The following is a 22,284-nucleotide window of genomic DNA, read 5'->3' on the forward strand; positions in this document are numbered from 1 at the left end:
CCTGAAGGACGATCAGGACAGCGAGGTTACCCATGGAGTTCAGGATGCTGGCGCCGGCGGCGCCGGAGTGCGAACAGCTGGCGCAGTGGTATCACGCGCAGTGGGGAAAGGATGCAGGCTTCACTCTGGAAGATGAGCGTCTGCGGCTGCGCAAGCCCAAGGACGCGCAGGGATTCCCGCATCTGCTGGCGGCAATCGACGATGGGCAGGTGGTCGGTGCCGTGCAGCTCAAGCGCGGTGAGATGCCCGGTTTTCCCGAGTATGAGCACTGGCTGGGAAGCGTGTATGTGGCCGACAGCCAACGCGGGCGAGGGTTGGCCAGCACGCTTGTCGAACACGCAGTGAAGCAGGCCCGGTCGATGGGCATATCGCAGCTCTACCTGCAGACCGAGTCGCTGGACGGTGGTCTGTATGCGCGATTGGGGTGGAAGCCCGTTGTCGAGTCCGACACGCGTGGCTTCCCGGTGCTGGTGATGGTCCGCGGGTTGAGCGCATGAGCACCGCCTCGGCCCGGCATTCCCGTCTTGCCCTGGTCTTCCTGATCGGCGCCATCGTCGCAGCCCTCATCGCCGCGCCATTGCTGAGCGCGGTCGGCATCGTGCAGTGGCCGGTGTTCGTCATCGCCTGGCTGATCAATCTTGGCGCTGCCTGGCACCTGGGCGTTTGGGCAGGGCTGCAGGGCCGTTCGGAGTTTGCCTTCATGTTGCTGGCTGCACTCGGCACCGCGGCGTCGATCGTGATCTACGTGCTGCTGGCGGTGCTGGGACCGAAGGCCGGTTCGCAGGGCCCCGCAGCGTAGCCCAGGGCGTCAACCGGGCAGTACGGCATCCACGCCGCGCATGGATGCATTCCCGTAGATCCACGCCATGCGTGGATGCATCCCCGTAGATCCACGCCATGCGTGGATGCCGTAGGAGGTCGGTGCCGGCCCGAAGGCCGGCACCGCCACTCACATCACATCGTCACGTTGCGCCGGTTGTCTTCGCTCACCCGGTCGATCAGCTTGTTGTACGGATCGAAACCGGCCTCGTCCGGCTTGGCATCCACCGTCACCGTGATCGTCGGCGCTGCCGTGGTGATGTGATGGCGCTGCAGGTACAGCACCTTCTGGTCGCGTTCCTTGCCCGAGGGACCGTTGGCGAACACGCCGATCTCGACCCAGTCGTCCAGCGTGGCCGGCGTTTCCTTGCCCTGGCCATCGGCATGGACCTTGGCGGCGTGCAGCTTCAGGGTGACGTCGTAGCGGCCATCGGCACGCTTGCGCGCGCTGGCGGTCTCCAGGCGGTTGTCGTACAGCGTGATCTTCTCGAACAGATCGGTCAGCAGCTGCTGGCGGTCGGCCGGGGTCTCCGCACGCAGGTAGTCCAGCAGCTCCCGCGAGGTGGTGTACGGCGGCTGCTGGTAGCCCTTGTCCTGCAGGAAGCGCTGCAGGGCGCGGTTCAGCGCCTGTTCGCCGATTTCCTCACGCAGGCGGTAGAACACCAGCGAACCCTTGCGATAGTGGATGTACTGCTGGTTCTCCACCCGTTCCAGCGGCAGTTCCTCGATGCGCTCGCCGCCACGGCCGGCCAGATAGCGGTCCAGTTCGGTCTTCAGGAACTGGCGCATGTGCGCGCGGCCGTACTCCTTTTCCATCACCATCAGCGCCGAGTACTGCGACAGCGATTCGGACAGTACCGTGGCGCCCTGCACGTTGGCACCGATCACCTGGTGCGCCCACCACTGATGTGCGATCTCATGCGCGGTGACGTAGAACACGTAGTCCACCTTGTCCGGGTCACGCAGGTCGGCGATGAAGCCGATCGACTCGGAGTAGGGGATGGTGTTGGCGAAGGACTGGGCAAAGCTCTGGTAGCCCGGGAACTCGATGATGCGCACCTGGCGGTGCTGGTAGGGCGTGAAGTTCGCCTCGTAGTAGGCCAGCGACTTCTGCACCGCTTCGATCATGCGGTCCACGTTGTAGGCATGGGCCGGGTCGAAGTACACCTCGATCGGAATGTCCTTGTACATGCCCTTCTTCACCTGCCAGCGCGCCGACAGATAGGCGTAGAAGTTGAGCATGGGCCGGTCCATCGCATAGCTGAAGCAGCGGCGGCCGTTCACGGTGGTCTCGTGCTGCAGGTAGCCCGGGGCCAGCGCGACCTGGTCCGGTGCGGTGCAGATGGTGGTACGGAAGTCCAGCCAGTCGGCGTCGTCGGAGATGTAGGTGTTGGCACGTGCTGCTTCATCCTCCAGCTTCGGCATGCGGGTCGGCTCACCCAGCCCGCGCTTGCGCCGTTCGTTGCGGTCCTCCAGCTCGCCGCGCGGGTCGTAGCCGAATGACGGCAGCAGGGTGCTGTTGAAGAACGTGCCGTTGTCCACGATGTTGCTGGGTGCCTGGCCGGCGGTGATGCCCTTGGGGCGTTGTTCGACGCGGAAATGCACCTGCCGCTGCTCGCCGGGTTGCAATGGCGTGGCCAGGCGGTAGATGCGGTAACCCAGGTCGACATCATGGAAGGCCAGGGTCTGCCCGCCCAGGTCGACCTTGACCAGATTGCGGTCATCGCCCATCGCGATGTGGATGTCACTGATCGGGGCAGCGTGGGTGTTGCGCACCGTCCAGTCGGCATCGATGACCATCGACTGGGTTTCCGGATGCAGGTCCACTCGGTTGTCGACGGCGATGATGCGCGGTTGCGGCAGGTTCCTGTACTTGGACAGCTCGCGCTCGTAGCGCACCTGCAGGTCGCGCTGCTGGTCGGGAGACAGGAATTCATTGCGGATGTTGGTGCTCCAGTACAACCATCCGCCGAGCGCGACAAAGCCGAGCAGGGATACGGCAAAGCCCGCGCCGGTAGGACCGCGCAGGCGGCGTGCCGCCAGCTTCAGCCGGTCACGCGCACTGGCGCCGACGCCGCGCACCCAGAACGCGGAGGCAAGGAACAGCAGCGCGGCCAGCAGCAGGCCCCAATAGGCCTGGAAGACCAGCTGCCCAGGCAGGAAGTGGCCGTAGCCGTTCATGTCCGAGTACGGGGCGTTGGGCCAGTTGCCGAAGTTGTACAGGTTCTGTGTGTAGTCCAGCAGGCCCAGCGCGACCTGCGCGATCATCACCACGATCAACAGCGCGTAGCCGAAGAACTTGTTGTTGGTCAGGACCTGCAGGACCAGCGCCATGCCGCCCATCAGCACATAGAACACCGAAGCGAGGGCCAGCACCTTCAGGTACAGCAGCGGCTCCAGGTGGGTGTAGCCCTGCACCAGCTGCATGGCCATCGACACCACCGCACCGATGGCCTGGAAGCAGGCGACGATCACCACCAGGGTGGTCAGCCGGGCCAGCAGCGGTACCCAGTTGGGTACGGGCATGGCGTCGTTGACTTCGTTCAAGCGGACCGCGCGCTCCTTCCAGACCAGTTCGCCGGAATAGAACAGCACGATGATCACCAGCAGCCAGCTGTAGGCGCCCTGCAGGGCCGACAGCATTTCGGTGGTGACCGGCCAGATCGGCGTGCCATAGACCGCGCTCTGGTGCAGGGCGGCGGGGATGAAGTTGGCCAGGCCCAGCACCAGCAGCACGATGAACGGCACCCCGCGCAGGACGCCGAGGGTGTCAAAGCGCACCTGGCGCACGAACTGGTGCCAGCCGGTTGCCGCGCTGAAGCGGGGGCGCACGCGCGGCGCGGTGATCGCCGCCGGTCGCGGCGCATCGGCGCTGGCCACGGCCTGGCGACGGCCCCAACGCCTGCGTCCACTGCCGGTACGCTCGGTGCGGAACAGAGCGAAGGTGGCGGTGAACAAGACGGCGGCCACGCCCAGCCACAGGGCACGGTTGGCCAGCAGGTAGCCCGCCACCTCGGGCAGGCGGGTGTTGCTCTGCTCGGCGGCCCAGTAGCGGACCGTGCGGCCGAGCGCGCGCATGCCCAGTGGCTCGGTCAGCGTGGCGACCCAGACGTTGTCGATATCGCTCAGCAGCGAGGCACTCACGCCATACAGCACGAAGTAGCCGACCAGGCCGATGTAGACCCACAGGATCGAGCGCGTCAGCGCCGCCAGCAGCGACAGCAGGGCGGTGGTGAACAACACGTTGGGCAGCACGATCCAGGTGAAGGTCCAGGCATAGCTGGCCAGCGAAACCGGACCGACGCGGGCCTTGTCCACCCAGGGCATGAACGGCCCCAGGAAGATGCCCAGCGCGATGATCAGGTAGACCACCAGGCTGGCGCAGATCGCTGCCAGGATGCGTCCGGCCAGGTAGTCGCGGCGCTTGATCGGGCTTGCGAAGATCAGCTCCGAGGTGCCCAGCTCGAAGTCGCGCAGCAGTGCATTGCTGACGAACAGCGTGGATACCAGCATGCCCATCATGGTGAAGATGCCCATGAAGCGCGCGATGACGATCGGCGCATTGCTGTGCACGTTGTTGACGCCGCCGCCGATCTGTACGGCTTCGGAGGAGGCGGCGGCGAAGGCCAGCGCGGCGAACAGGAACGCCAGCAGCCACAGCAGCGGCGAACGCAGCTGCTCGCGCAGCTCGAAGCGGAAGAAGGTGAGGATCATGGTGTGCTCCGCTCAGGCTGCACGGGCACGCGCCTGCAGGCGCAGGCGCTGGAAGTACACATCCTCGAGATCGGGGGCCACTGCAGTGAAGCCATCACCGGGGTCGCTGGCGCTGTGCACGTGGATCACCGGGCGGCCGCCGACCAGGCGCGAGGACAGCACCGTGTAGCGCGCCTCATGGTCGGCCAGTTCGGAAGGCTCCACCTGCTTGCGCCAGACCTGCTGCTGCAACGCCTCGATCGCATCGGTGGGGCGACCGGTCAGCAGCACCTGGCCCTTGTTCATGATCGCCATGGTGGGGCACAGGTCGGTCACGTCCTCGACGATGTGGGTGGACAGGATCACCGCCACGTTCTCGCCGATGGCAGCCAGCAGGTTGAGGAAGCGGTTGCGCTCTTCCGGATCAAGGCCGGCGGTGGGTTCGTCGACGATCACCAGGCGCGGGTCGCCCAACAGCGCCTGGGCGATGCCGAAGCGCTGGCGCATGCCGCCGGAGTAGGTGCCCAGCTTGCGCTTGCGTGCATCCCACAGGTTCACCTGCTGCAGCAGGCCATCGACCACCTCGCGGCGCTGACCGCGCTGGGTCAAGCCCTTCAGTACGGCAAAGTGTTCCAGCAGGTCCAGTGCGCTGACCTTCGGGTACACCCCGAAATCCTGCGGCAGGTAGCCCAGCCGGCGGCGCACGGCGTCCTTGTCGCGCAGCACGTCGATCGGCGCCTCACCCGGAATGCTCAGGGTGGCACTGCCGCTGTCGGCCTCCTGCAGGGTGGCCAGCGTGCGCATCAGCGAGGATTTCCCCGCGCCGTTGGGCCCGAGCAGGCCGAACATGCCGCGGGGAATATCCAGGGTGACCCCGTTCAACGCGTGTACGCCGTTGGCGTACGTCTTGGACAGCGAATCGATCTTCAGCATGCGACGTACACCTTTCCGTGTGTTGATCTGCTGTTTATCGCGCTGAACGGGGGCGGCGTCATGCCCCTTTGGTCATGGTGCCCCCAGACGATGGCCGTCCCAACGGGTGGGCTGGATATACTCGTTCGCGCCCCGACGCGGAAAAGGACATCCGGTGCGCATCGCATTCTGGTCAAGCTGGTTGCTGTTGATCTCCCTCAGTATCGGTCTGGCGCTGTCGCTGGCCGATTTCCGTACTGCCACGCATTACGCATCCGCACCGCTGCTGCTGGAACCGGGCACGCAGCTGACGCTGGAAACCGAGCGGCTGTTGCCGGGGCGGCCGCAGCTGTCGTTGACGTTCCAGCGTCCCCCGCCGGACTACGATCAGCCGGACCCCGTGCTTGGCAACTGGCAGAACAGTCAGCACGCCGGTTTCCTGCGCTTCCGCACGCCCGGCGAGCCGATCAGGCTGAAAGTCGAGCATGACGGTCGGCACGCGATCTATCGGGCCATGCCGGTCAGTTCGCATGGCTCGGGTGAGGTGACGCGCGAATTTACGCCGGACGAACCCAGCGCATCGCCCACCGATTTCCAGTGGCCGCCACTGGCCTCGCCGCTTACGCTGGGTGCTGGCAACCTGCACGTGAAGATCACCGTTGTGGAGGTCGGGCCTGGCCTGCGCGGAGAAACCGCGACACTGGGCCTGGAACCGGGCCTTCAGATGAAAGTGACTGACGCGGACTACGGTTGGTTGTGGCTGCTGTTTATCGTCAAACCAGCGCTGCAACTGCTGCTGGCACTCTATGCGGTGGTGATGCTGGCGTGGAGCTGGCGCAGGGGGCGCACTTGGTGGCGGGGCAGAGCTGGCGCCGTGAAAGCTTCCTGAATGCGTTAACAGCGGTGCGCTGGATCACACAATGCGTCGACAGGGGCGCCGATAGGCTTTCCCCCTCAAACGTCGACGTCGATGCAGGCACGCATGCGGATCACAACCGGAATTGAAGGACTGGACAGCATCATTGGCGGCGGGTTGCCGCAGGCGCGGCTGTACCTGCTTGAGGGGCCGCCGGGCTCCGGCAAGACCACGCTGTCCCTGCAGTTCCTGCTGGAAGGCCTGCGGCGCGGCGAGCGCTGCCTCTACATCACCCTGTCCGAGACGGCCGAGGAGCTGCGCGAAGTCGCGTTGGCGCACGGCTGGTCGCTGGACGGTCTGCACCTGTTCGAGCTGGGTTCGGCCGAAGGGGCAATGGGCAATGGCCGCCTGCAGTCGGTGCTGCATTCGTGGGAAATGGAGCTGGACGAGACGGTCAACCTGATCATGTCCAAGGTGGACAGCATCGGGCCGACCCGGGTGGTGTTCGATTCATTGTCGGAACTGCGCCTGCTGGCGCAGGATTCGCTGCGCTATCGTCGGCAGATCCTCGCACTCAAGCAGTTCTTCGCGCCCAAGAGTGCGACGGTTTTCCTGGTGGACGACCTGACGTCCACCGGCGATGAGCGCGACGGCCAGCTGCACAGCCTGTGCCACGGCGTGGTCTCGCTGGAACGCCTGACCCTGGACTTCGGCCCTGCCCGGCGCCGCATGCAGGTGCAGAAGCTGCGGGGCGTCGATTTTGTTGCCGGCTACCACGACATGGTGATCCGTCGCGGCGGCGTGCAGATCTTCCCCCGCCTGATCGCCTCGGAGCATCACGGACGGTTCGTCGGAACGCCCATCAGCAGCGGCGTGGCCGAGATCGACCGGCTGCTGGGCGGCGGTCCGCTGCGCGGTACCTCCACCCTGTTGACCGGCCCGGCCGGCAGCGGCAAGACCAACGTGGCGCTGCAGTATGTGTGGGCGGCCTGCGAGCGCGGCGAGCGCAGCTGCATCTTCGAGTTCGACGAGCGCGTGGGCACGCTGCTGGCACGCGCTTCGGCGCTGGATATCGATCTGGACAAGCATCTGCGCTCCGGCCTGCTGGAGATCCTGCAGATCGACCCGGCCGAAGTGTCGCCCGGGGAGTTCTCCTGGAACCTGCGCAAGTCCGTGGAGGAGCGCAACTGCCGTGTGCTGGTGATCGACAGCCTCAACGGCTACGTGACCGCCATGCCGCAGGAAAAACAGCTGATGCTGCAGCTGCACGAGATGCTGTCCTACCTCAACCAGAAGGGTGTGGCGACCTTCATGATCAACCCGCAGCATGGGCTGGTCGGCACCATGTCCACCGGCAGCCTCAATGTGTCCTACATCGCTGATGCGGTGGTGCTGTTCCGATTCTTCGAAGCCCAGGGACGCATCCGCAAGGCGATCTCGGTGATCAAGAACCGCGGCGGTGCGCATGAAGACACCATCCGCGAACTGAAGATCGACGGGCGCGGCATCACGGTCAGTGCCGCATTGGCCGATTTCCAGGGCATCCTCACCGGCACGCCGGAGTTCGTCGGCGACAGCGCAGCGCTGCTGGGCCAGTCCGATGTCCGATAGCGATGAGGGCGGCACCGTTGTCCGTATCGTCGCTCCCTTCGGCCGTGATGCCGACAGCATCGCGGCGGTGCTGGCCGGCGCAGGGTTGAGGACAGGCATCGCGCCAAGCCTGGAAGTGCTGGCTGAGCAACTCGATGACTGCACCGGGCTGGTGGTGGTGACCCAGGAAGCGGTGGCACGCGGCAGCGAGGTACTGCTGCAGGCGCTGCAGCAGCAGCCGGCCTGGTCGGACATTCCGTTCATCCTGCTGCGCTCGGCGCGTTCCTACCGGCGTTCCACCCGTGAACCGTTGTTGCCCGGCTCGATCAACGTAGTGGAGATGGACCGGCCATTGGGCAGCATGTCGTTGCTCAGCGCTGTGCAGGGCGCGCTGCGCGCGCGCGGCAAGCAGTTCGTGGTGCGCGACCAGGTCACCGCCTTGGCCGATGGCCGTGCGGCGCTGGCGCGCAGCGAGTCCGAGCTGCGATTGATCGCCGATGCAATGCCGGTGCTGATCGCATTCGTGGACCGCTCGCTGTGCTTCCGCTTCGCCAACAAGGCCTATGAAAACTGGTTCGAACTGGCTACCGGCGAAGTGATCGGCACGCATGTGCGCGAGGTCATCGGCGAGACCGTATGGCAGCAGCGTCGCCCGGCGATGGAAGCCGCGTTGGCCGGTCGCGAGGCCATGTTCGAGATCGTCTGGCCACATCGCGTGTATGGGCGCCGGGACTGCGAAGTGCGTTACTCGCCGCGCCGCAATGGCGAGGGGCGCATCGACGGCTTCCACGTATTCGTCACCGATATCACCGCGGCCAAGCTGGCCCTTGCCAGCAGCCAACAGCACGCGCACGCGCTGGAGGCGATGGTGGCCGAGCGCACCCGTGAACTGGAAGCGCAGATGGCGGCGCGCGAGGCCAGCGACGCTGCATTGCGGCAGTCACAGAAGATGGAGGCGATCGGCCAGTTGACCGGCGGCATCGCCCACGATTTCAACAACATGCTGACCGGCATCCTGTCCGCGTTGGACATCGTCCGGCTGCGCCTGGACATGGGCCGGGTCGACGACCTCGAACGTTTTCTCGACACCGCCACCGCCTCGGCCCAGCGTGCCGCGGCACTGACCCAGCGCCTGCTGGCGTTCTCCCGGCGGCAGTCGCTGGATGCGCGTCCGGTGGAGCTCAACACGCTGCTGGTTTCGGTGCAGCACCTGCTGCACAGCACCCTGGGCGAGGCGGTGCGCATCCACGCCGAACCCTCGCCGCTGCCCCTGCACGCCACGCTGGATGCCAACCAGTTCGAGAGCGCGCTGCTGAACCTGGCCATCAACGCGCGTGATGCGATGCCGGACGGCGGCGATCTGACTCTGCGTGCCTCGTCGGTAAGCGTAAGGGAAGGCCAGTACACGGCCGTGCCTGCCGGTGACTACGCACTGGTGGAGGTGGCCGACACCGGTGCCGGCATGGCGCCGGAAGTGGTCGAGCGCGCCTTCGAGCCCTTCTTCACCACCAAGCCCATCGGCAAGGGAACGGGGCTGGGCATGTCGATGGTGTACGGCTTCATGCAGCAGTCCGGTGGACACATCGCGATCCAGTCCAATGTCGGCGAAGGGACGACGGTGCTGCTGTTCATTCCGTTGTCGGAGGCCGTTGTGGAAGACGTGCCTGCACCTTCGCAGCCGATCCGGCGCGGCGCCGGCCAGTCCATCCTGGTGGTGGAGGATGACGAGCAGGTACGGATGCTGGTGACGGTGGTGCTGGAAGACCTGGGCTACCACGCGCAGGTGGTAGGTGATGCCGATGCGGCGATTCCCATCCTCACTTCGGCGCAGAGCATCGATCTGCTGGTCACCGATGTCGGGCTGCCGGGGCTCAACGGGCGACAGCTGGCGGAGATCGCGCGGCAAACGCGGCCGGCGCTGCCGATCCTGTTCATGACCGGCTATGCGGAAAAGGCACAGGAGCGCGCGGCCTTCCTCGACGAAGGCATGGCGATGATCGCCAAGCCCTTCCTGCTGGATGAATTCAGCATGGCGGTACGCACGGCCATGCCGGGCGGCGCGTAGCGATGCAGGTCCTGTAGAGCCGGGCCATGCCCGGCTGTCGTCGGCCTTGCGTCCCACGCATGCATGCCGGGCATGGCCTGGCGCCACCGAAGGGCTACGCGCGCAGCGACGACTCGCGCACCACCAGCTTCACCGGAATGCTCTGGCCTTCCACCGGCTGCCGGCCGATCAGCGCCAGCAGCTTCTCCACCAGCAGCTGGCCGGCCTGCTTGGTGTCCTGCTGCACGGTGGTCAGCGGCGGCGACACCGAGGCTGCCAGCGGGATGTCATCGAAGCCGGTCACCGCCACGTCCTGCGGCACCCGCAGGCCCTGTTCGCGCAGCGCGCGCACCGCGCCGATGGCGATCAGGTCGCTGGCCGCGCAGACCGCATCGATGGAACGGTCCTGGGCCAGCAGTGACAGGCACGCCTCATGCCCGGACGCCTCGGTGGTGATCGCATCGTGCTGCAGCGCCGGGTCGGCGGTCAGGCCATGCGCACGCAGCGCCTCCACGTGGCCGCGATAGCGCTCCTGGAATTCCGGGTAATGGCTGGAGGCATGGCCGAGGAAGGCGATGCGGCGGCAGCCCTGTTCCAGCAGGTGGGCGGTGATGTCATGCCCGCCCTGGAAGTTGTCGCTGCCGATCGACACCCCCGGCTGGCCGGGCAGGGCCGCGCCCCAGCGCACGAAGTGGGTGCCTTGTTCCACCAGCCGCTGCAGGCGGTCGCGCGACTGGTGGTAGTCGCCATAGCCCAGCAGGATGATGCCATCGGCCTTGTTGCTGTCTTCGTAATCGGCCTGCCAGTCGGTGGACAGCTGCTGGAAGGACACCAGCAGGTCCTGCCCATGCAGCGCGCAGGCGCGGGTGATCGACCCCAGCATCGAGTGGAAGAACGGGTTGATCAGCGAGTCGTCGTTGGTCGGGTCCTCGAAGAACAGCAGGGCCAGCGTGCCGGCATTGCGCAGGCGCAGGCTGGAGGCGTTCTTGTCGACCTTGTAGTTCAGCTCGCGGGCGATGCGCAGGATGCGCTCGCGGGTCTCGGCGTTGACCATCGGGCTGCCGCGCAGGGCCCGCGACACCGTGGGCTGGGAGACCCCGGCCAGGTGGGCGATGTCCAGGGAGGTGGCTTTGCCTTTGATGGTCATGGGGGCCGGCAGGGAAATGATCGGGGAATGATGCCATGGGGCGCTGATGGGCTGGCGTCGCGCGCCGGGGCAGGGTGCGCGCAGTGTCCTGCCCGGGGGCTGCAGGCCGGATTCCGGCCATGGCCGGGGGCTTTCCCGACCCAGGTGTCGGCCGAGGGGATGGTAAGATGACCCGTTCTCGTATTCCCCCAAATTTCCCGGGGGCGACCCCAGCGCTCTGCACCCCCGCCCGGGGACGTGCTATCACTGGCGGCCTGCCCCTGGACAACGGACGAAGGTACCTATGGCGCGCGGCATCAACAAAGTCATCCTGGTCGGCAACCTCGGCAACGACCCGGACGTGAAGTACACCCAGAGCGGCATGGCGATCACCCGCATCAGCCTGGCTACCACCAGCGTCCGCAAGGACAAGGATGGCAACCAGCAGGAACGTACCGAATGGCACCGCGTGGTGTTCTTCGGCAAGCTCGGCGAGATCGCCGGCGAGTACCTGCGCAAGGGCAGCTCGGTGTACGTCGAAGGCAGCCTGCGTTACGACAAGTACACCGGCCAGGACGGCGTGGAGAAGTACTCCACCGACATCGTCGCCGATGAAATGCAGATGCTGGGCGGCCGCGGTGAAGGCGGCGGCGGTGGCGGCGGCGGCGGCGGTGGCAACTTCGCTGGCGGCGAACGCCCGCAGCGCCAGCAGGCCCCGCGCCAGGAATACGGCGGCGGCGGTGGTGGCAACCCGCGTGGCGGCCAGGGCGGTGGTTACAACCAGGGCGGCAACCAGGGCGGCGGCTACGGCCAGCAGCGTCCGCAGCAGCAGCCGCAGCAGTCGGCGCCGCCGATGGATGACTTCGCTGACGACGATATTCCGTTCTGATCGAACGCTCGTTCGCAGCAGAAAAGAAAGCCCCGCTCATGCGGGGCTTTCTTTTTCTGTGATTCCTGCGGAGTTGTGCCTCGCAGCATTGATTTTCGTGCACCGCGACTTGCAAACAGACAATTTCCTCCCCTATGGTGCAATCGATTGCATTGCCGTGAATCGTTGCGTTTGATACCGGTTGGGAGGCCGGCAGGTGGATGTCCATCCATTCGATCAGACCGGCCGCGGGCCTCACGCGGCGCGATGCGCTGCGCATGGCGGCCGCTGCGAGCCTTGGCTTGGGGGCGGCGGGCGTTCTGCCTGCGTTTGCCGCCACTGCGCCGCTCAAGGGCAACCTGAAGCACGCTGTGGCCCGCTGGACCTTCCCGCAACTGTCGGTCGCCCAGCTCTGCGCGACGGTGAAGGACATCGGTTTTGCCGCGATCGACCTGGTCGGCCCGGAAGACTGGCCCACCCTGAAGGCCCATGGCGTATACAGCTCGATGTGCAACGGCGCCGAGCTGGGCCTTACCAAGGGCTTTGCCGCCCGTGAGTTCCACGATGAGCTGGTGGAGCGCTACACGCGGCATATCGACCTGGTGGCCGATGCCGGTTACCGCAACCTCATCTGCTTTTCCGGCAACCGCAACGGGATGGACCCGCAGGAGGGCATGGCCAATGCCGAGGCCGGCCTCAAGCGCATCCTCGGGCATGCCGAGAAACGTGGCGTGGTGCTGGTGATGGAGCTGCTGAACTCCAGGGTCGATCATCGCGACTACCTGTGCGACCACTCCGCCTGGGGCGTGGAGCTGTGCCAGCGGCTCGGCTCGGACAACTTCGGCCTGCTGTACGACATCTATCACATGCAGATCATGGAGGGCGACATCATCGCCACCATCGGCAGGCATCACGCCTGTTTCAAGCATTACCACACCGCGGGCGTGCCGGGCCGGCACGAGATCGGGGACCAGCAGGAACTCAATTACCCCGCCATCTGTCGCGCGATCCGCGACACCGGTTTCGATGGGTATCTGGCGCAGGAATTCATGCCTGCGGCACCGGATCCCGTCGGTTCGCTGCGCGAGGCCATCCGCCTCTGCGACGTCTGAAACGATATCCACCAGGTGAGAGATCCATGGCAGACAATCATTACGACGCCATCGTTGTTGGCTCGGGAATCAGTGGCGGTTGGGCGGCGAAGGAACTGACCGAGAAGGGCCTCAAGGTCCTGATGCTGGAACGCGGACGCAACATCGAGCACGTCAAGGACTACGTCAACGCGATGAAGGAGCCGTGGGATTTCCCGCATCGCAACCGGCCTACACAGGCGATGAAGGCCGCCTTCCCGGTGCTGATGCGCGACTACGCGCTGGCCGAGAACCTGCAGGGCATGTGGGCCGACGAACAGGAATCGCCGTACATCGAGACCAAACGGTTCGACTGGTTCCGCGGCTACCATGTCGGCGGGCGTTCGCTGATGTGGGGGCGACAGAGCTATCGCTTCTCCGACCTGGATTTTGAGGCGAACCTCAAGGACGGCATCGCCACCGACTGGCCGATCCGCTACGCCGACATCGCACCCTGGTACGACCATGTGGAGAAATTCGCCGGCATCGCCGGTACGCGCGAAGGGCTGGACGTGCTGCCGGACGGTGAGTTCCTGCCGCCGATCCCGTTGAACATCGTCGAAAAGGACGTGGCCGCGCGGATCAGGAAGGCCTTCGGCGGAACCCGGCACATGATCCACTCGCGCACGGCGAACATCACCAAGCCGATGCCTGAGCAGGGCCGCGTCAACTGCCAGTACCGCAACAAGTGCATCCTCGGCTGTCCCTTCGGTGCCTATTTCTCCACCCAGGCGGCGACACTGCCAGCGGCGATGAAGACCGGCAACCTGACCTTGCGGCCGTTCTCCATCGTCAAGGAAGTGCTTTACGACAAGGACCGCAAGCGAGCGCGGGGCGTGGAGATCATCGACGCAGAGACCGGCCAGACCTACCAGTACACGGCCAAGGTCATCTTCCTCAACGCCTCCTCCTTCAATTCGACCTGGCTGCTGATGAACTCGGCCACCGATGTCTGGGACGGCGGGCTGGGCTCATCGTCGGGTGAGCTGGGACACAACGTGATGGACCATCATTTCGGCGCGGGTGCCTCCGGCCGGGTCGAAGGCTTCGAGGACAAGTACTACTTCGGCCGTCGTCCCTGCGGCTTCTACATTCCACGCTTCCGCAACGTGGCCGCTGACAAGCGCGGCTACCTGCGCGGCTTCGGCTACCAGGGCGGTGCCAGCCGCACGGGGTGGTCGCGCGAGATCGCCGAGCTGAACATCGGCGCTGACCTGAAGGAGGCGCTGACCGTGCCCGGTGACTGGCGCATCGGCATGACCGGCTTCGGCGAAATGCTGCCGCACCACGACAACACGATCCGCCTGGACCGGGACCGCAAGGACAAGTGGGGTCTGCCGGTGCTGGCGATGGATGTATCCATGCGCGCCAACGAACTGGCCATGCGCAAGGACATGGCCGCCGATGCCGCCGAGATGCTCGAGGCCGCCGGCGTCAAGGACGTGGAGATGCACGACAACGACTACGCCCCGGGCAAGGGCATCCATGAGATGGGGACCGCGCGCATGGGCCGTGACCGCAGGACGTCCGTGCTGAACCAGCACAACCAGGTCTGGGATGCGCCCAACGTCTATGTGACCGACGGTGCCTGCATGACCTCCAGCGCCTGCGTGAACCCGTCGCTGACCTACATGGCGCTGACCGCGCGGGCTGCCGACCACGCCGTGCGCGAACTGAAAGCGGGGAACCTCTGATGGACCGCCGCGAACTGCTGAAGATGATCGTCGCCGCCACCGGCGCGGCGATGATCGGCCTGCCCGCGCTCGGTCAGGCACAGGCTCCCGCCGCAGGGGCGAAGACGCGCTTCTCGGACGCGGATGTCGGCACGCTGGACGAGATCGCCGAGACCATCCTGCCGCGGACGAAAACGCCGGGGGCGAAAGACGCAGGCGCCGGTGCGTTCATGGCGACGTTCGTCAGCGACTGCTACACCGCCCGGCAGCAGGCTACATTCCGTGCTGGCCTGGCCGATATCGACAAACGCGCCGGCGGCCGCTTCGTTTCACTTGCGCCGCAGGCCCGCACTGAACTGCTGCGCGCGCTGGATGCAGAGGCCAGGAAGCACGCGGTCGAGGTGACCGAAACCGGCACCGCCGAGGCAGGAGAACCGATGCCGCATTACTTCACGATGTTCAAGCAGCTCACCATCTTCGGTTTCTTTACCTCCAAGGTTGGCGCGACCGAAGTGCTGCGTTACGTCGCCGTGCCGGGCCGCTACGACGGCGAGCTGGCCTATGTTCCCGGCACGCCCGCATGGGGGACCAGCTGATGGATCACGCCATGAAGATCGCGCCGCTATTGATCGCCGCCGGCGTGCTCGCCGCTGCACCGGCGTTCGCGCAGGCCAACACCGATCCTGCGCGCGACCCGGCGAAGACCGAGGTGTGGACGCCCGCGCCTGCAACCGTGGCCACGCCGCCGGGCAAGGCGCCGTCCGACGCCATCGTGCTGTTCGATGGCAAGGATGCCTCCGCCTGGGAGTCGGAGCAGGGCGGGCGTGTGCCCTGGACCGTCGCCGACGGCGCCATGACCATCGTGCCGGGCAGCAAGGGCATCCGCACCAAGCAGCGCTTCTGCGACATCCAGCTGCATGTCGAGTGGCGCACACCTGTCGAGACCAAGGGTTTCGACGGCCAGAACCGGGGCAACAGCGGCATCTTCCTGCAGGAACTCTATGAGCTGCAGGTGCTGGACAGCTACAACAACCCGACCTATGCCAACGGTCAGGCCGGCTCCATCTACAAGCAGGCCATGCCGCTGGTGAACGCCTCGCGTGCACCGGGGCAGTGGCAGGCCTACGACATCCTCTGGAAGGCGCCGCGCTTCTCGCCGGGCGGCGGGCTCATCTCGCCCGCGCGCATCACCGTGCTGCACAACGGCGTGCTGGTGCAGGACGACACCGTGCTGGCGGGCAGGACCGAGTACATCGGCCCGCCCTCGTATTCACCGCATGCGTGCGCGCCGATCCATCTGCAGGAGCACGACGCCAAAGTCAGCTACCGCAACATCTGGGTGCGCGAGCTGTAACGCTGGCGGCCTATTTCGCCAGATAACTGGTGATGTCGTCGATCTCCTGTTGCGACAGCTGGGAGAACGGCGGCATCAGTCCGCCGCCCTTCCTGATCTTGTCCTTGATCTGCGCGGCATCCAGGCGCTTGCCGATGTCGGTGAGCGCGGGGAATGCGCCCGGCATGCCGGCGCGATCGGCACCATGGCAGGCCGTGCAGTTCGCTGTGTAGAGCTTTGCGCCGGCTGCAGGGTCGTCCTTGGACCATGCCGTGGTTGCCAGCATCGCCGCACAGAGAATCACAGCCACTTTCAGCATCGTTTTCAATCAGGACTCCTTCGCGTACTAGCGCTGCGCGCTGGCTGGCAGGCGGGGGGACAGGTGTTCACGCAGGTAGTCCGCGCCGGTCTGGATGACCTTGGCCGGATCACGTGGCTGGTCGTGCTCGAGGATGTACCAGTGCACGCCGGCCGCTGCGGCGGCTGGCAGGATCGCGCGCCAGTCCAGCACACCCTGGCCGACGGCAGCGAAGCCGCCCTCGTCTTCGGCCTGGCCCTTGGCTGCATTGTCCTTGGCGTGCACCGCGAACAGGCGGCCGCGGAACTTGCCGAGCATCACCGCCGGGTCCAGGCCCGCACGCGCGACCCAGGCCAGGTCCAGCTCGGTCTGCAGGTCCGGCCCGGCCGCTGCGAACAGCAGTTCCAGGCCGGTCCGGCCATTGAAGTCGACCAGTTCGAAGTCATGGTTGTGGTAGGCCAGGCGCATGCCCTTGGCCCGTACCTGCTTGGCGATCGCGCCCAGTTCCTTGCCCAGCGCGGTCCAGCCTGCGGCATCGGTCGGCCGATCCTTCGCGTCCAGGTAAGGCACCACCAGGGTGGTGTTGCCGATCGACCGGTTGAAGGCCACCACGCCGTCCAGGTCCTTGCGCAGCTCGGCCAGTTGCACGTGGGAGGAAATCGCCCTGATCGAATACCGGTCCAGCAACTGCTTGAGTTCGGCCGCGCTGACGCCCTGCGTGCCCACCGTTTCCACCGCATCCACGCCGGCGTCGTGGACGATCTTCAACTGCTGGTCGAGCGGGCCGGCGTTGCGCAGTGAGTACATCTGCACGGCGATGGGCCTGTGCGGGCTGACGGCTTCGTGTGCCAGGACGGGCAGGGCAGCGAACAGCAGCAGGGCGAGGGTGACAGTTCTGCGGGCAGGCGTGTTCATCATGAGATGCTCCCGGGGTTCAACCGATGGCGGTCCAGGCACGGGTCCTGGCCGAGGTGATGACGCGGTCGACGATCAGCGCCGAGCGCACGCCGTCTTCGAAGGTGGGCAGGCCATCCGGTCGCTCGCCTTCGATGGCGCGGTAGGTGTCGGCGACGAATGCCTCGAAACAGTGGCCGTAGCCCTGCGCGTGCCCGGCCGGCAACAGCGACAGCCGGCGCTGTTCGGCACTGCCGGCGCCCGGCCCGCGCACGAATACTTCCTCGCGCTGGTCGGGCTTGCCGATCCACAGCCGCTCGGCATCTTCCTGGTTGAACGCCACGCTGGCCCTGGCGCCATCAATCTCGAACCAGAGACGGTTGTGGCGTCCGGCCGATACCTGGCTGACCGTCAACGATGCCAGCGTCCCGGCGCCGGTACGGAACATCGCCGCGGCCACGTCCTCGCTGGTGACCGCCTGCATCGCGCCACCGGCCGCTGCTGTGGTGAAGCTCTGCCCGGTGTCGGTGCTGCGTTCGGCGATCACCGTGTCGAACGCCGCGCTGACCTCGGTGAAGCGCTCGCCGCTGACCCATTCCACCAGGTCGCACCAGTGCGAGCCGATGTCGGCGAACACGCGCGACGCGCCGCCCAGCGCCGGGTCCACGCGCCAGTTGTTGCTGGCCGGGTCCAGCAGCCAGTCCTGCAGGTAGCTGCCGTGAATCAGGTGCAGCGGCCCCAGTTCGCCATGGGCGATGCGTGCGCGCGCCTCGCGGACCACCGGGTGGTAGCGGTAGACGAAGGGCACCGTGGCGACCAGCGCGTTGGCGGTAGCCAACGCCGCCAGCGCGCGGGCGTCCTCCAGCGTGGTGGCCAGCGGCTTCTCGCAGACCACGTGCTTGCCGGCTTCCAGTGCGGCCTGTGCCATGGGACGGTGCAGGTGGTTGGGCGTGCATACGTGCACGACCTGCACCTGTGGATCGGCGACCACCTCCTCGATGTCCCGATAGGCACGCGGGACACCCCACGCCTGCGCCACGTCGCGTGCGCGCTGCGGAGAAGAGGCGGCCACGCCACGGATGTCGGCACCCGCCAGCAGCGCCGCGCGACGGTGCACGGCACCGATCATTCCCGTGCCTACGATGGCGATTCCAGGCTTTGGCATCAGGTAGGGTCCTCAGGGCGTGGAAGGTGCGGCCGCAACCACTGGCCGGTCGCGGAACAGCAGCAGGAAGGCGATCAGCACGAGCAGCGCGACCCCTGCCGGGAACAGCCAGATCTGCTGCCAGTCCGGACCGGCTGCAGTGGTGAAGTGCTCCACCACCGCGCCGGACAGGAACGTGCCGATCAGCATGCCCACGCCATATGTGGCCAGGGTGATGAATCCCTGCGCGCTGCTGCGCGCGGCCGGGCCGGCATGCGCATCGGTGTAGATCTGGCCGGTGACGAAGAAGAAGTCGTAGCAGATGCCGTGCAGCACGATGCCGATCACCAGCAGCGAGAAGCCGCCGCCCGCATCGCCAAAGGCGAACATGACGTAACGCACGACCCATGCGGCCATGCCCACCGCCAGCATCGTCTTCACCCCCAGCCGCACGAACAGGAACGGCATGGCCAGCATCAGCAGGACTTCGGAGACCTGTCCCAGCGACTGCAGGCCCGCCGCGCCGCGCACGCCCAGATCGTTGAGATACGGGTTGGTGAAGTTGTAGTAGAACGCCAGCGGGATGCAGATCGCGATGGACGCAAGGAAGAACACCAGGTACGAGCGTGACTTCAGCAGGCGCAGCGAATCCAGCCCCAGGATCTGTCCCAGGCCGGCGTCGCGCTGCCGTGCCAGCGGCGGGGTGTGCGGCAGGGTGAACGCGTACAGGCCCAGCGCCAGCGACGCCATCGCCGCCATCCGGAAGGTCAGCTCGAGCCGATGCGCCTGTTCCCAGCCCAGCCAGCCGATCAGCACGCCTGCCACGATCCAGCCGACGCTGCCGGCCACCCGCACCAGCGGGAACTGTTTCTCGGGCGACTGCATGTGCCGCATCGCCACGCTGTTGGCCAGTGCCAGCGTCGGCATGAACAGCAGCATGTAGCCCATGACGCAGGCGGAGAACATGCTGAAGCTGGTTGCGGTGGACGCCAGCCACATCAGTACTGCGCCAGCCAGGTGCAGGACCGCAAGGATGCGCTGCGCCGCGAAGTAGCGGTCAGCGATCAAACCAACCAGGAAAGGCGCGACGATGGCACCGATGGACTGGCTGAGGAAGGCCGTCGCCACCTGGCTTGCGCTGGCCTGCAGCGGGCCCTGCACCAGATAGGTTCCCAGGGTGACGAACCATGCCCCCCAGATGAAGAACTGCAGAAACATCATCGCGCCCAAGCGCGACATGGTGTGCGTCATGGCTTGCCCTCCCAGGCAGTGATGTCTCAGATCCCGAGCATGCGGCGCAGTGATCCGGGATCGGTGCCGCTGTCGGCAAAGTCGTCGAAGGCGCGTCCGGTCACGCGGATGATGTGGTCGCGGATGAAGGTGGCTCCTTCCCGTGCACCGTCTTCCGGGTGCTTCAGGCAGCACTCCCATTCCAGCACTGCCCAGCCGGGGAAGTCGTACTGGGCGAATTTCGAGAAGATCGCCTTGAAGTCGATCTGCCCATCGCCGAGTGATCGGAATCGGCCCGGACGATCGATCCAGTCCTGGTAGCCGCCATACACGCCACTACTGGCACTGGAGTGATATTCCGCGTCCTTGACGTGGAAGATGCTGATGCGATCGTGGTAACGGTCGATGAAGCCGAGGTAGTCCATCTGCTGCAGCAGCAGGTGGCTGGGGTCGTACAGGATTTTCGCGCGGGGATGGTGGTCCACCACGTCGAGGAAGCGCTCGAAGGTCGCGCCGTCATGCAGGTCCTCGCCGGGATGGATCTCGAAGCACAGGTCCACGCCGCAGGCGTCAAAGGCATCCAGGATCGGGCGCCAGCGTCGGCCGAGTTCGGCGAAGGCTTCGTCCACCAGCCCGGGTGGCCGCTGCGGCCAGGGATAGAAGTAAGGCCAGGCCAGTGCGCCGGAGAATGTGGCATGCGCGGTCAGCCCCAGGCGTTGGCTGGCCTTGGCGGCCAGCAGCAGCTGCTCCACCGCCCAGGCCTGGCGGGCGGCCGGATCGCCACGCTTGTCCGGCGGCGCGAATCCGTCGAACAGGCTGTCATAGGCCGGATGGACGGCAACCAGCTGCCCCTGCAGGTGGGTGGACAGCTCGGTGATCTGCAGGCCATGTCCGCCCAGCATGCCGCTGACATCGTCGCAGTACGCCTGGCTGCGCGCCGCCTCGGCCAGATCGAACAGGTGGGGCGCGCTGGTCGGCACTTGTACGCCAGAATAGCCCAGCCCCGCGGCCCATCTGGCCAGCGTGTCCAGCCGATCAAAGGGAGGTGTGTCGCCGATGAACTGCGCCAGGAACAGCGCTGGACCCTTGAGCGTCTTCACGTTGATTCGCCCTCGATGCAATCGATTGCATTATCCTAGCAGGGGCATTCGAAAGACCCGTTGTGCACTGCACAGCGAAAGGAAGAGGTAGCGCCATGGCCACCATCTACGACATCGCAAGGCACGTCGGCGTCTCCGCAGGCACGGTGTCGCGAGCGCTTTCCCGGCCGGACAAAGTGCTGCCGGCTACTCGCGCGCGCATCGAGCAGGCCGCTGCTGCGCTGGGCTACGTGCCCAACACGGTGGCCAGGACACTCAAGACCCAGCGCAGCGGCAAGATCCTGGTCACCGTGCCGGACATCGCCAACCCGTTCTTCGCGCAGATCCTGCAGGGCGCGGAGGATGCGGCGCAGGCCGTTGGCTACGCCGTACTGCTGGGCGACACCCAGAACCTGCCCGAGCGCGAGGAGCGCTACGCGCAGATGCTCCGGCGCAACGAGGCCGATGGTCTGATCGTGCTGGGGCATCGCCTGCCGCCGACGGCGCGCGAAATTGTCCAGCAACGAGGTACCGCTGCACCGGTGGTCAATGGATGCGAATTCGATCCCGCGCTGGGCATCCCCAGCGTCCACATCGACAACGCGGCCGCCGCGCGCGCTGTGATGGAGCACCTGTACGGACTGGGGCACGAGCGGATCGCTGTGGTGGGCGGACCGCCCGACAATCCCCTGCACACGCAACGGCTGGAAGGCGTGCGCGCCGCCGGCAGGGCGCGTGGCCGCCTGCGCCACCTCAGCGTCGTGCCGGGTGACTTTTCCGTGGAGTCCGGCCATGCGGCCGCGATGGCGCTGCTGCCGCCCGCAACCGCACCCACCGCGATCTTCTGCTTCAGCGACCAGATGGCGCTGGGTGCGCTGGCAGCCTGCCGTGACCTGGGCATCCGCGTGCCGGATGACGTCTCCATCGTCGGCTTCGACGACCTGGCGTCATCGCGTTACCTCACGCCTCCGTTGACGACCATCAGGCAACCGATGCGCGAGATCGGTGAGCGCGCGGTCAACCTGCTGCTCGCCATCATCGAACAGGTCGATGTACCGCTTCAGCAGACGCTGGATTTCAGCGTGATGCTGCGGGGTTCGACGGCCCCGCCCAAGGGTCGCTGAGGCAAGGGCAGGGCGGCGGGATGCCGCGCTTTGCCCGGCTCAGGGCTTGCCGCGCCTGGCGTCCACGCTGAAGCGGCCAGGCCCGCTGCAGGCCAGCAGCAGGAAGCCGCCGGCGATGGCCAGATTTTTCAGGAACATGATCTGCTGCACCGGGTCGGCGAGCTGGTGGTGGAAGATGAAGGCCGTGACCAGGCTGAAGGCGGCGAGCACCGCTGCCACTGCCCGGGTCTGGAAACCGAGCAGGATGCACAGGGCCGTGCCGATCTCGAACAGGATGGTGGGCCACAACAGGATGCCGGGAAGACCCATCGCCGCCATGTAGCCCTGTGTTGCCGCCGGGTCGGACAGCTTGCCCAGGCCCGATACCAGGAACAGCAGCATCAGCAATACGCGGGCGGCCAGCTTCGCAAGGGAGTGAAGTGATGTGTCCACGGCAACGTCCTCAGGGTGGGCAGGGCGGGGGATGATCAA

At 66.3% G+C, this 22,284-nt stretch carries 20 protein-coding genes; 11 read left to right on the forward strand and 9 right to left on the reverse strand.

Going from position 1 to position 22,284, the window contains the following annotated elements; genetic code table 11:
- Window positions 1-32: 32 nt before the first annotated feature.
- Together BW38_RS12855 and BW38_RS12850 are read left to right on the forward strand one after the other, a co-directional pair.
- Window positions 33-497, forward strand: coding sequence for a GNAT family N-acetyltransferase (locus tag BW38_RS12855; RefSeq protein WP_032975876.1), 465 nt, complete (start codon window positions 33-35; stop codon window positions 495-497).
- A complete protein-coding gene (locus BW38_RS12850) occupies window positions 494-799 on the forward strand; it encodes a hypothetical protein (protein ID WP_032975878.1) in 306 nt (101 codons plus the stop codon). The genes BW38_RS12855 and BW38_RS12850 overlap by 4 nt, the downstream gene beginning before the upstream one ends.
- Before the next feature lie 155 nt (window positions 800-954).
- On the opposite strand, the gene BW38_RS12845 is transcribed toward BW38_RS12850, so the two are convergent.
- A complete protein-coding gene (locus BW38_RS12845; protein WP_032975879.1) occupies window positions 955-4,533 on the reverse strand; it encodes a M1 family aminopeptidase in 3,579 nt (1,192 codons plus the stop codon).
- A gap of 12 nt (window positions 4,534-4,545) precedes the next feature.
- Window positions 4,546-5,445: an ABC transporter ATP-binding protein gene (locus BW38_RS12840; protein WP_032975880.1), complete on the reverse strand. Its 900-nt coding sequence runs from the start codon at window positions 5,443-5,445 to the stop codon at window positions 4,546-4,548.
- 154 nt (window positions 5,446-5,599) lie between these two features.
- Here BW38_RS12840 and BW38_RS21200 point away from each other — a divergent pair, with 154 nt between their 5' ends.
- From BW38_RS21200 to BW38_RS12830, 3 genes are all read left to right on the forward strand, one after another.
- Window positions 5,600-6,313 (forward strand): hypothetical protein, encoded by a 714-nt coding sequence (locus BW38_RS21200; RefSeq protein WP_051584961.1) that lies wholly within the window; start codon window positions 5,600-5,602, stop codon window positions 6,311-6,313.
- A gap of 81 nt (window positions 6,314-6,394) precedes the next feature.
- Window positions 6,395-7,891, forward strand: coding sequence for an ATPase domain-containing protein (locus BW38_RS12835; RefSeq protein ID WP_032975881.1), 1,497 nt, complete (start codon window positions 6,395-6,397; stop codon window positions 7,889-7,891).
- Window positions 7,881-9,935 (forward strand): PAS domain-containing sensor histidine kinase, encoded by a 2,055-nt coding sequence (locus BW38_RS12830; protein WP_032975882.1) that lies wholly within the window; start codon window positions 7,881-7,883, stop codon window positions 9,933-9,935. Before BW38_RS12835 ends, BW38_RS12830 begins: the two co-directional genes overlap by 11 nt.
- Before the next feature lie 94 nt (window positions 9,936-10,029).
- Here the strand turns inward: BW38_RS12830 and BW38_RS12825 are convergent, their stop codons facing one another.
- On the reverse strand, window positions 10,030-11,061 hold the full coding sequence (locus tag BW38_RS12825; protein WP_032975883.1) for a LacI family DNA-binding transcriptional regulator: 1,032 nt from the start codon (window positions 11,059-11,061) through the stop codon (window positions 10,030-10,032).
- A gap of 283 nt (window positions 11,062-11,344) precedes the next feature.
- Here BW38_RS12825 and BW38_RS12820 point away from each other — a divergent pair, with 283 nt between their 5' ends.
- The 5 genes from BW38_RS12820 (at window position 11,345) to BW38_RS12800 (ending at window position 16,065) form a co-directional block, all read left to right on the forward strand.
- A complete protein-coding gene (locus BW38_RS12820; RefSeq protein WP_032975885.1) occupies window positions 11,345-11,929 on the forward strand; it encodes a single-stranded DNA-binding protein in 585 nt (194 codons plus the stop codon).
- Window positions 11,930-12,129: 200 nt separating this feature from the next.
- Window positions 12,130-13,020 carry a TIM barrel protein gene (locus BW38_RS12815; protein ID WP_032975887.1) on the forward strand — a complete coding sequence of 297 codons (891 nt, stop codon included), beginning with the start codon at window positions 12,130-12,132 and terminating at the stop codon, window positions 13,018-13,020.
- Between the two features lie 26 nt (window positions 13,021-13,046).
- A complete protein-coding gene (locus BW38_RS12810; RefSeq protein ID WP_032975888.1) occupies window positions 13,047-14,732 on the forward strand; it encodes a GMC family oxidoreductase in 1,686 nt (561 codons plus the stop codon).
- The gene (locus tag BW38_RS12805) at window positions 14,732-15,307 is read left to right on the forward strand and encodes a gluconate 2-dehydrogenase subunit 3 family protein (RefSeq protein ID WP_032975889.1); all 576 of its coding nucleotides are present in this window, start codon (window positions 14,732-14,734) and stop codon (window positions 15,305-15,307) included. Before BW38_RS12810 ends, BW38_RS12805 begins: the two co-directional genes overlap by 1 nt.
- Window positions 15,292-16,065, forward strand: a complete 774-nt coding sequence (locus tag BW38_RS12800; RefSeq protein ID WP_051584963.1) for a DUF1080 domain-containing protein — start codon at window positions 15,292-15,294, stop codon at window positions 16,063-16,065. Before BW38_RS12805 ends, BW38_RS12800 begins: the two co-directional genes overlap by 16 nt.
- Before the next feature lie 10 nt (window positions 16,066-16,075).
- Here the strand turns inward: BW38_RS12800 and BW38_RS12795 are convergent, their stop codons facing one another.
- From BW38_RS12795 to BW38_RS12775, 5 genes are read right to left on the reverse strand one after another with little or no spacing between them, the layout of a single operon-like run.
- Entirely contained in the window at window positions 16,076-16,372 is a 297-nt protein-coding gene (locus BW38_RS12795; RefSeq protein WP_025873939.1) for a cytochrome c, read from the reverse strand.
- Between the two features lie 18 nt (window positions 16,373-16,390).
- Entirely contained in the window at window positions 16,391-17,257 is an 867-nt protein-coding gene (locus tag BW38_RS12790; protein ID WP_032976059.1) for a sugar phosphate isomerase/epimerase, read from the reverse strand.
- 19 nt (window positions 17,258-17,276) lie between these two features.
- The gene (locus tag BW38_RS12785; RefSeq protein WP_032975890.1) at window positions 17,277-18,401 is read right to left on the reverse strand and encodes a Gfo/Idh/MocA family oxidoreductase; all 1,125 of its coding nucleotides are present in this window, start codon (window positions 18,399-18,401) and stop codon (window positions 17,277-17,279) included.
- Window positions 18,402-18,413: 12 nt separating this feature from the next.
- Window positions 18,414-19,631: a nucleoside permease gene (locus BW38_RS12780; RefSeq protein ID WP_032975891.1), complete on the reverse strand. Its 1,218-nt coding sequence runs from the start codon at window positions 19,629-19,631 to the stop codon at window positions 18,414-18,416.
- A 26-nt stretch (window positions 19,632-19,657) separates the two neighbouring features.
- The gene (locus BW38_RS12775; protein WP_032975892.1) at window positions 19,658-20,710 is read right to left on the reverse strand and encodes a sugar phosphate isomerase/epimerase family protein; all 1,053 of its coding nucleotides are present in this window, start codon (window positions 20,708-20,710) and stop codon (window positions 19,658-19,660) included.
- A 95-nt stretch (window positions 20,711-20,805) separates the two neighbouring features.
- Here BW38_RS12775 and BW38_RS12770 point away from each other — a divergent pair, with 95 nt between their 5' ends.
- Window positions 20,806-21,813 (forward strand): LacI family DNA-binding transcriptional regulator, encoded by a 1,008-nt coding sequence (locus BW38_RS12770; RefSeq protein WP_025873934.1) that lies wholly within the window; start codon window positions 20,806-20,808, stop codon window positions 21,811-21,813.
- Window positions 21,814-21,852: 39 nt separating this feature from the next.
- Here the strand turns inward: BW38_RS12770 and BW38_RS12765 are convergent, their stop codons facing one another.
- Entirely contained in the window at window positions 21,853-22,245 is a 393-nt protein-coding gene (locus tag BW38_RS12765; protein WP_025873933.1) for a DoxX family protein, read from the reverse strand.
- Between the last annotated feature and the right edge of the window lie 39 nt (window positions 22,246-22,284).

The sequence above is a fragment of the Stenotrophomonas sp. RIT309 genome (assembly GCF_000632045.1).
GTDB lineage: Bacteria > Pseudomonadota > Gammaproteobacteria > Xanthomonadales > Xanthomonadaceae > Stenotrophomonas > Stenotrophomonas indicatrix.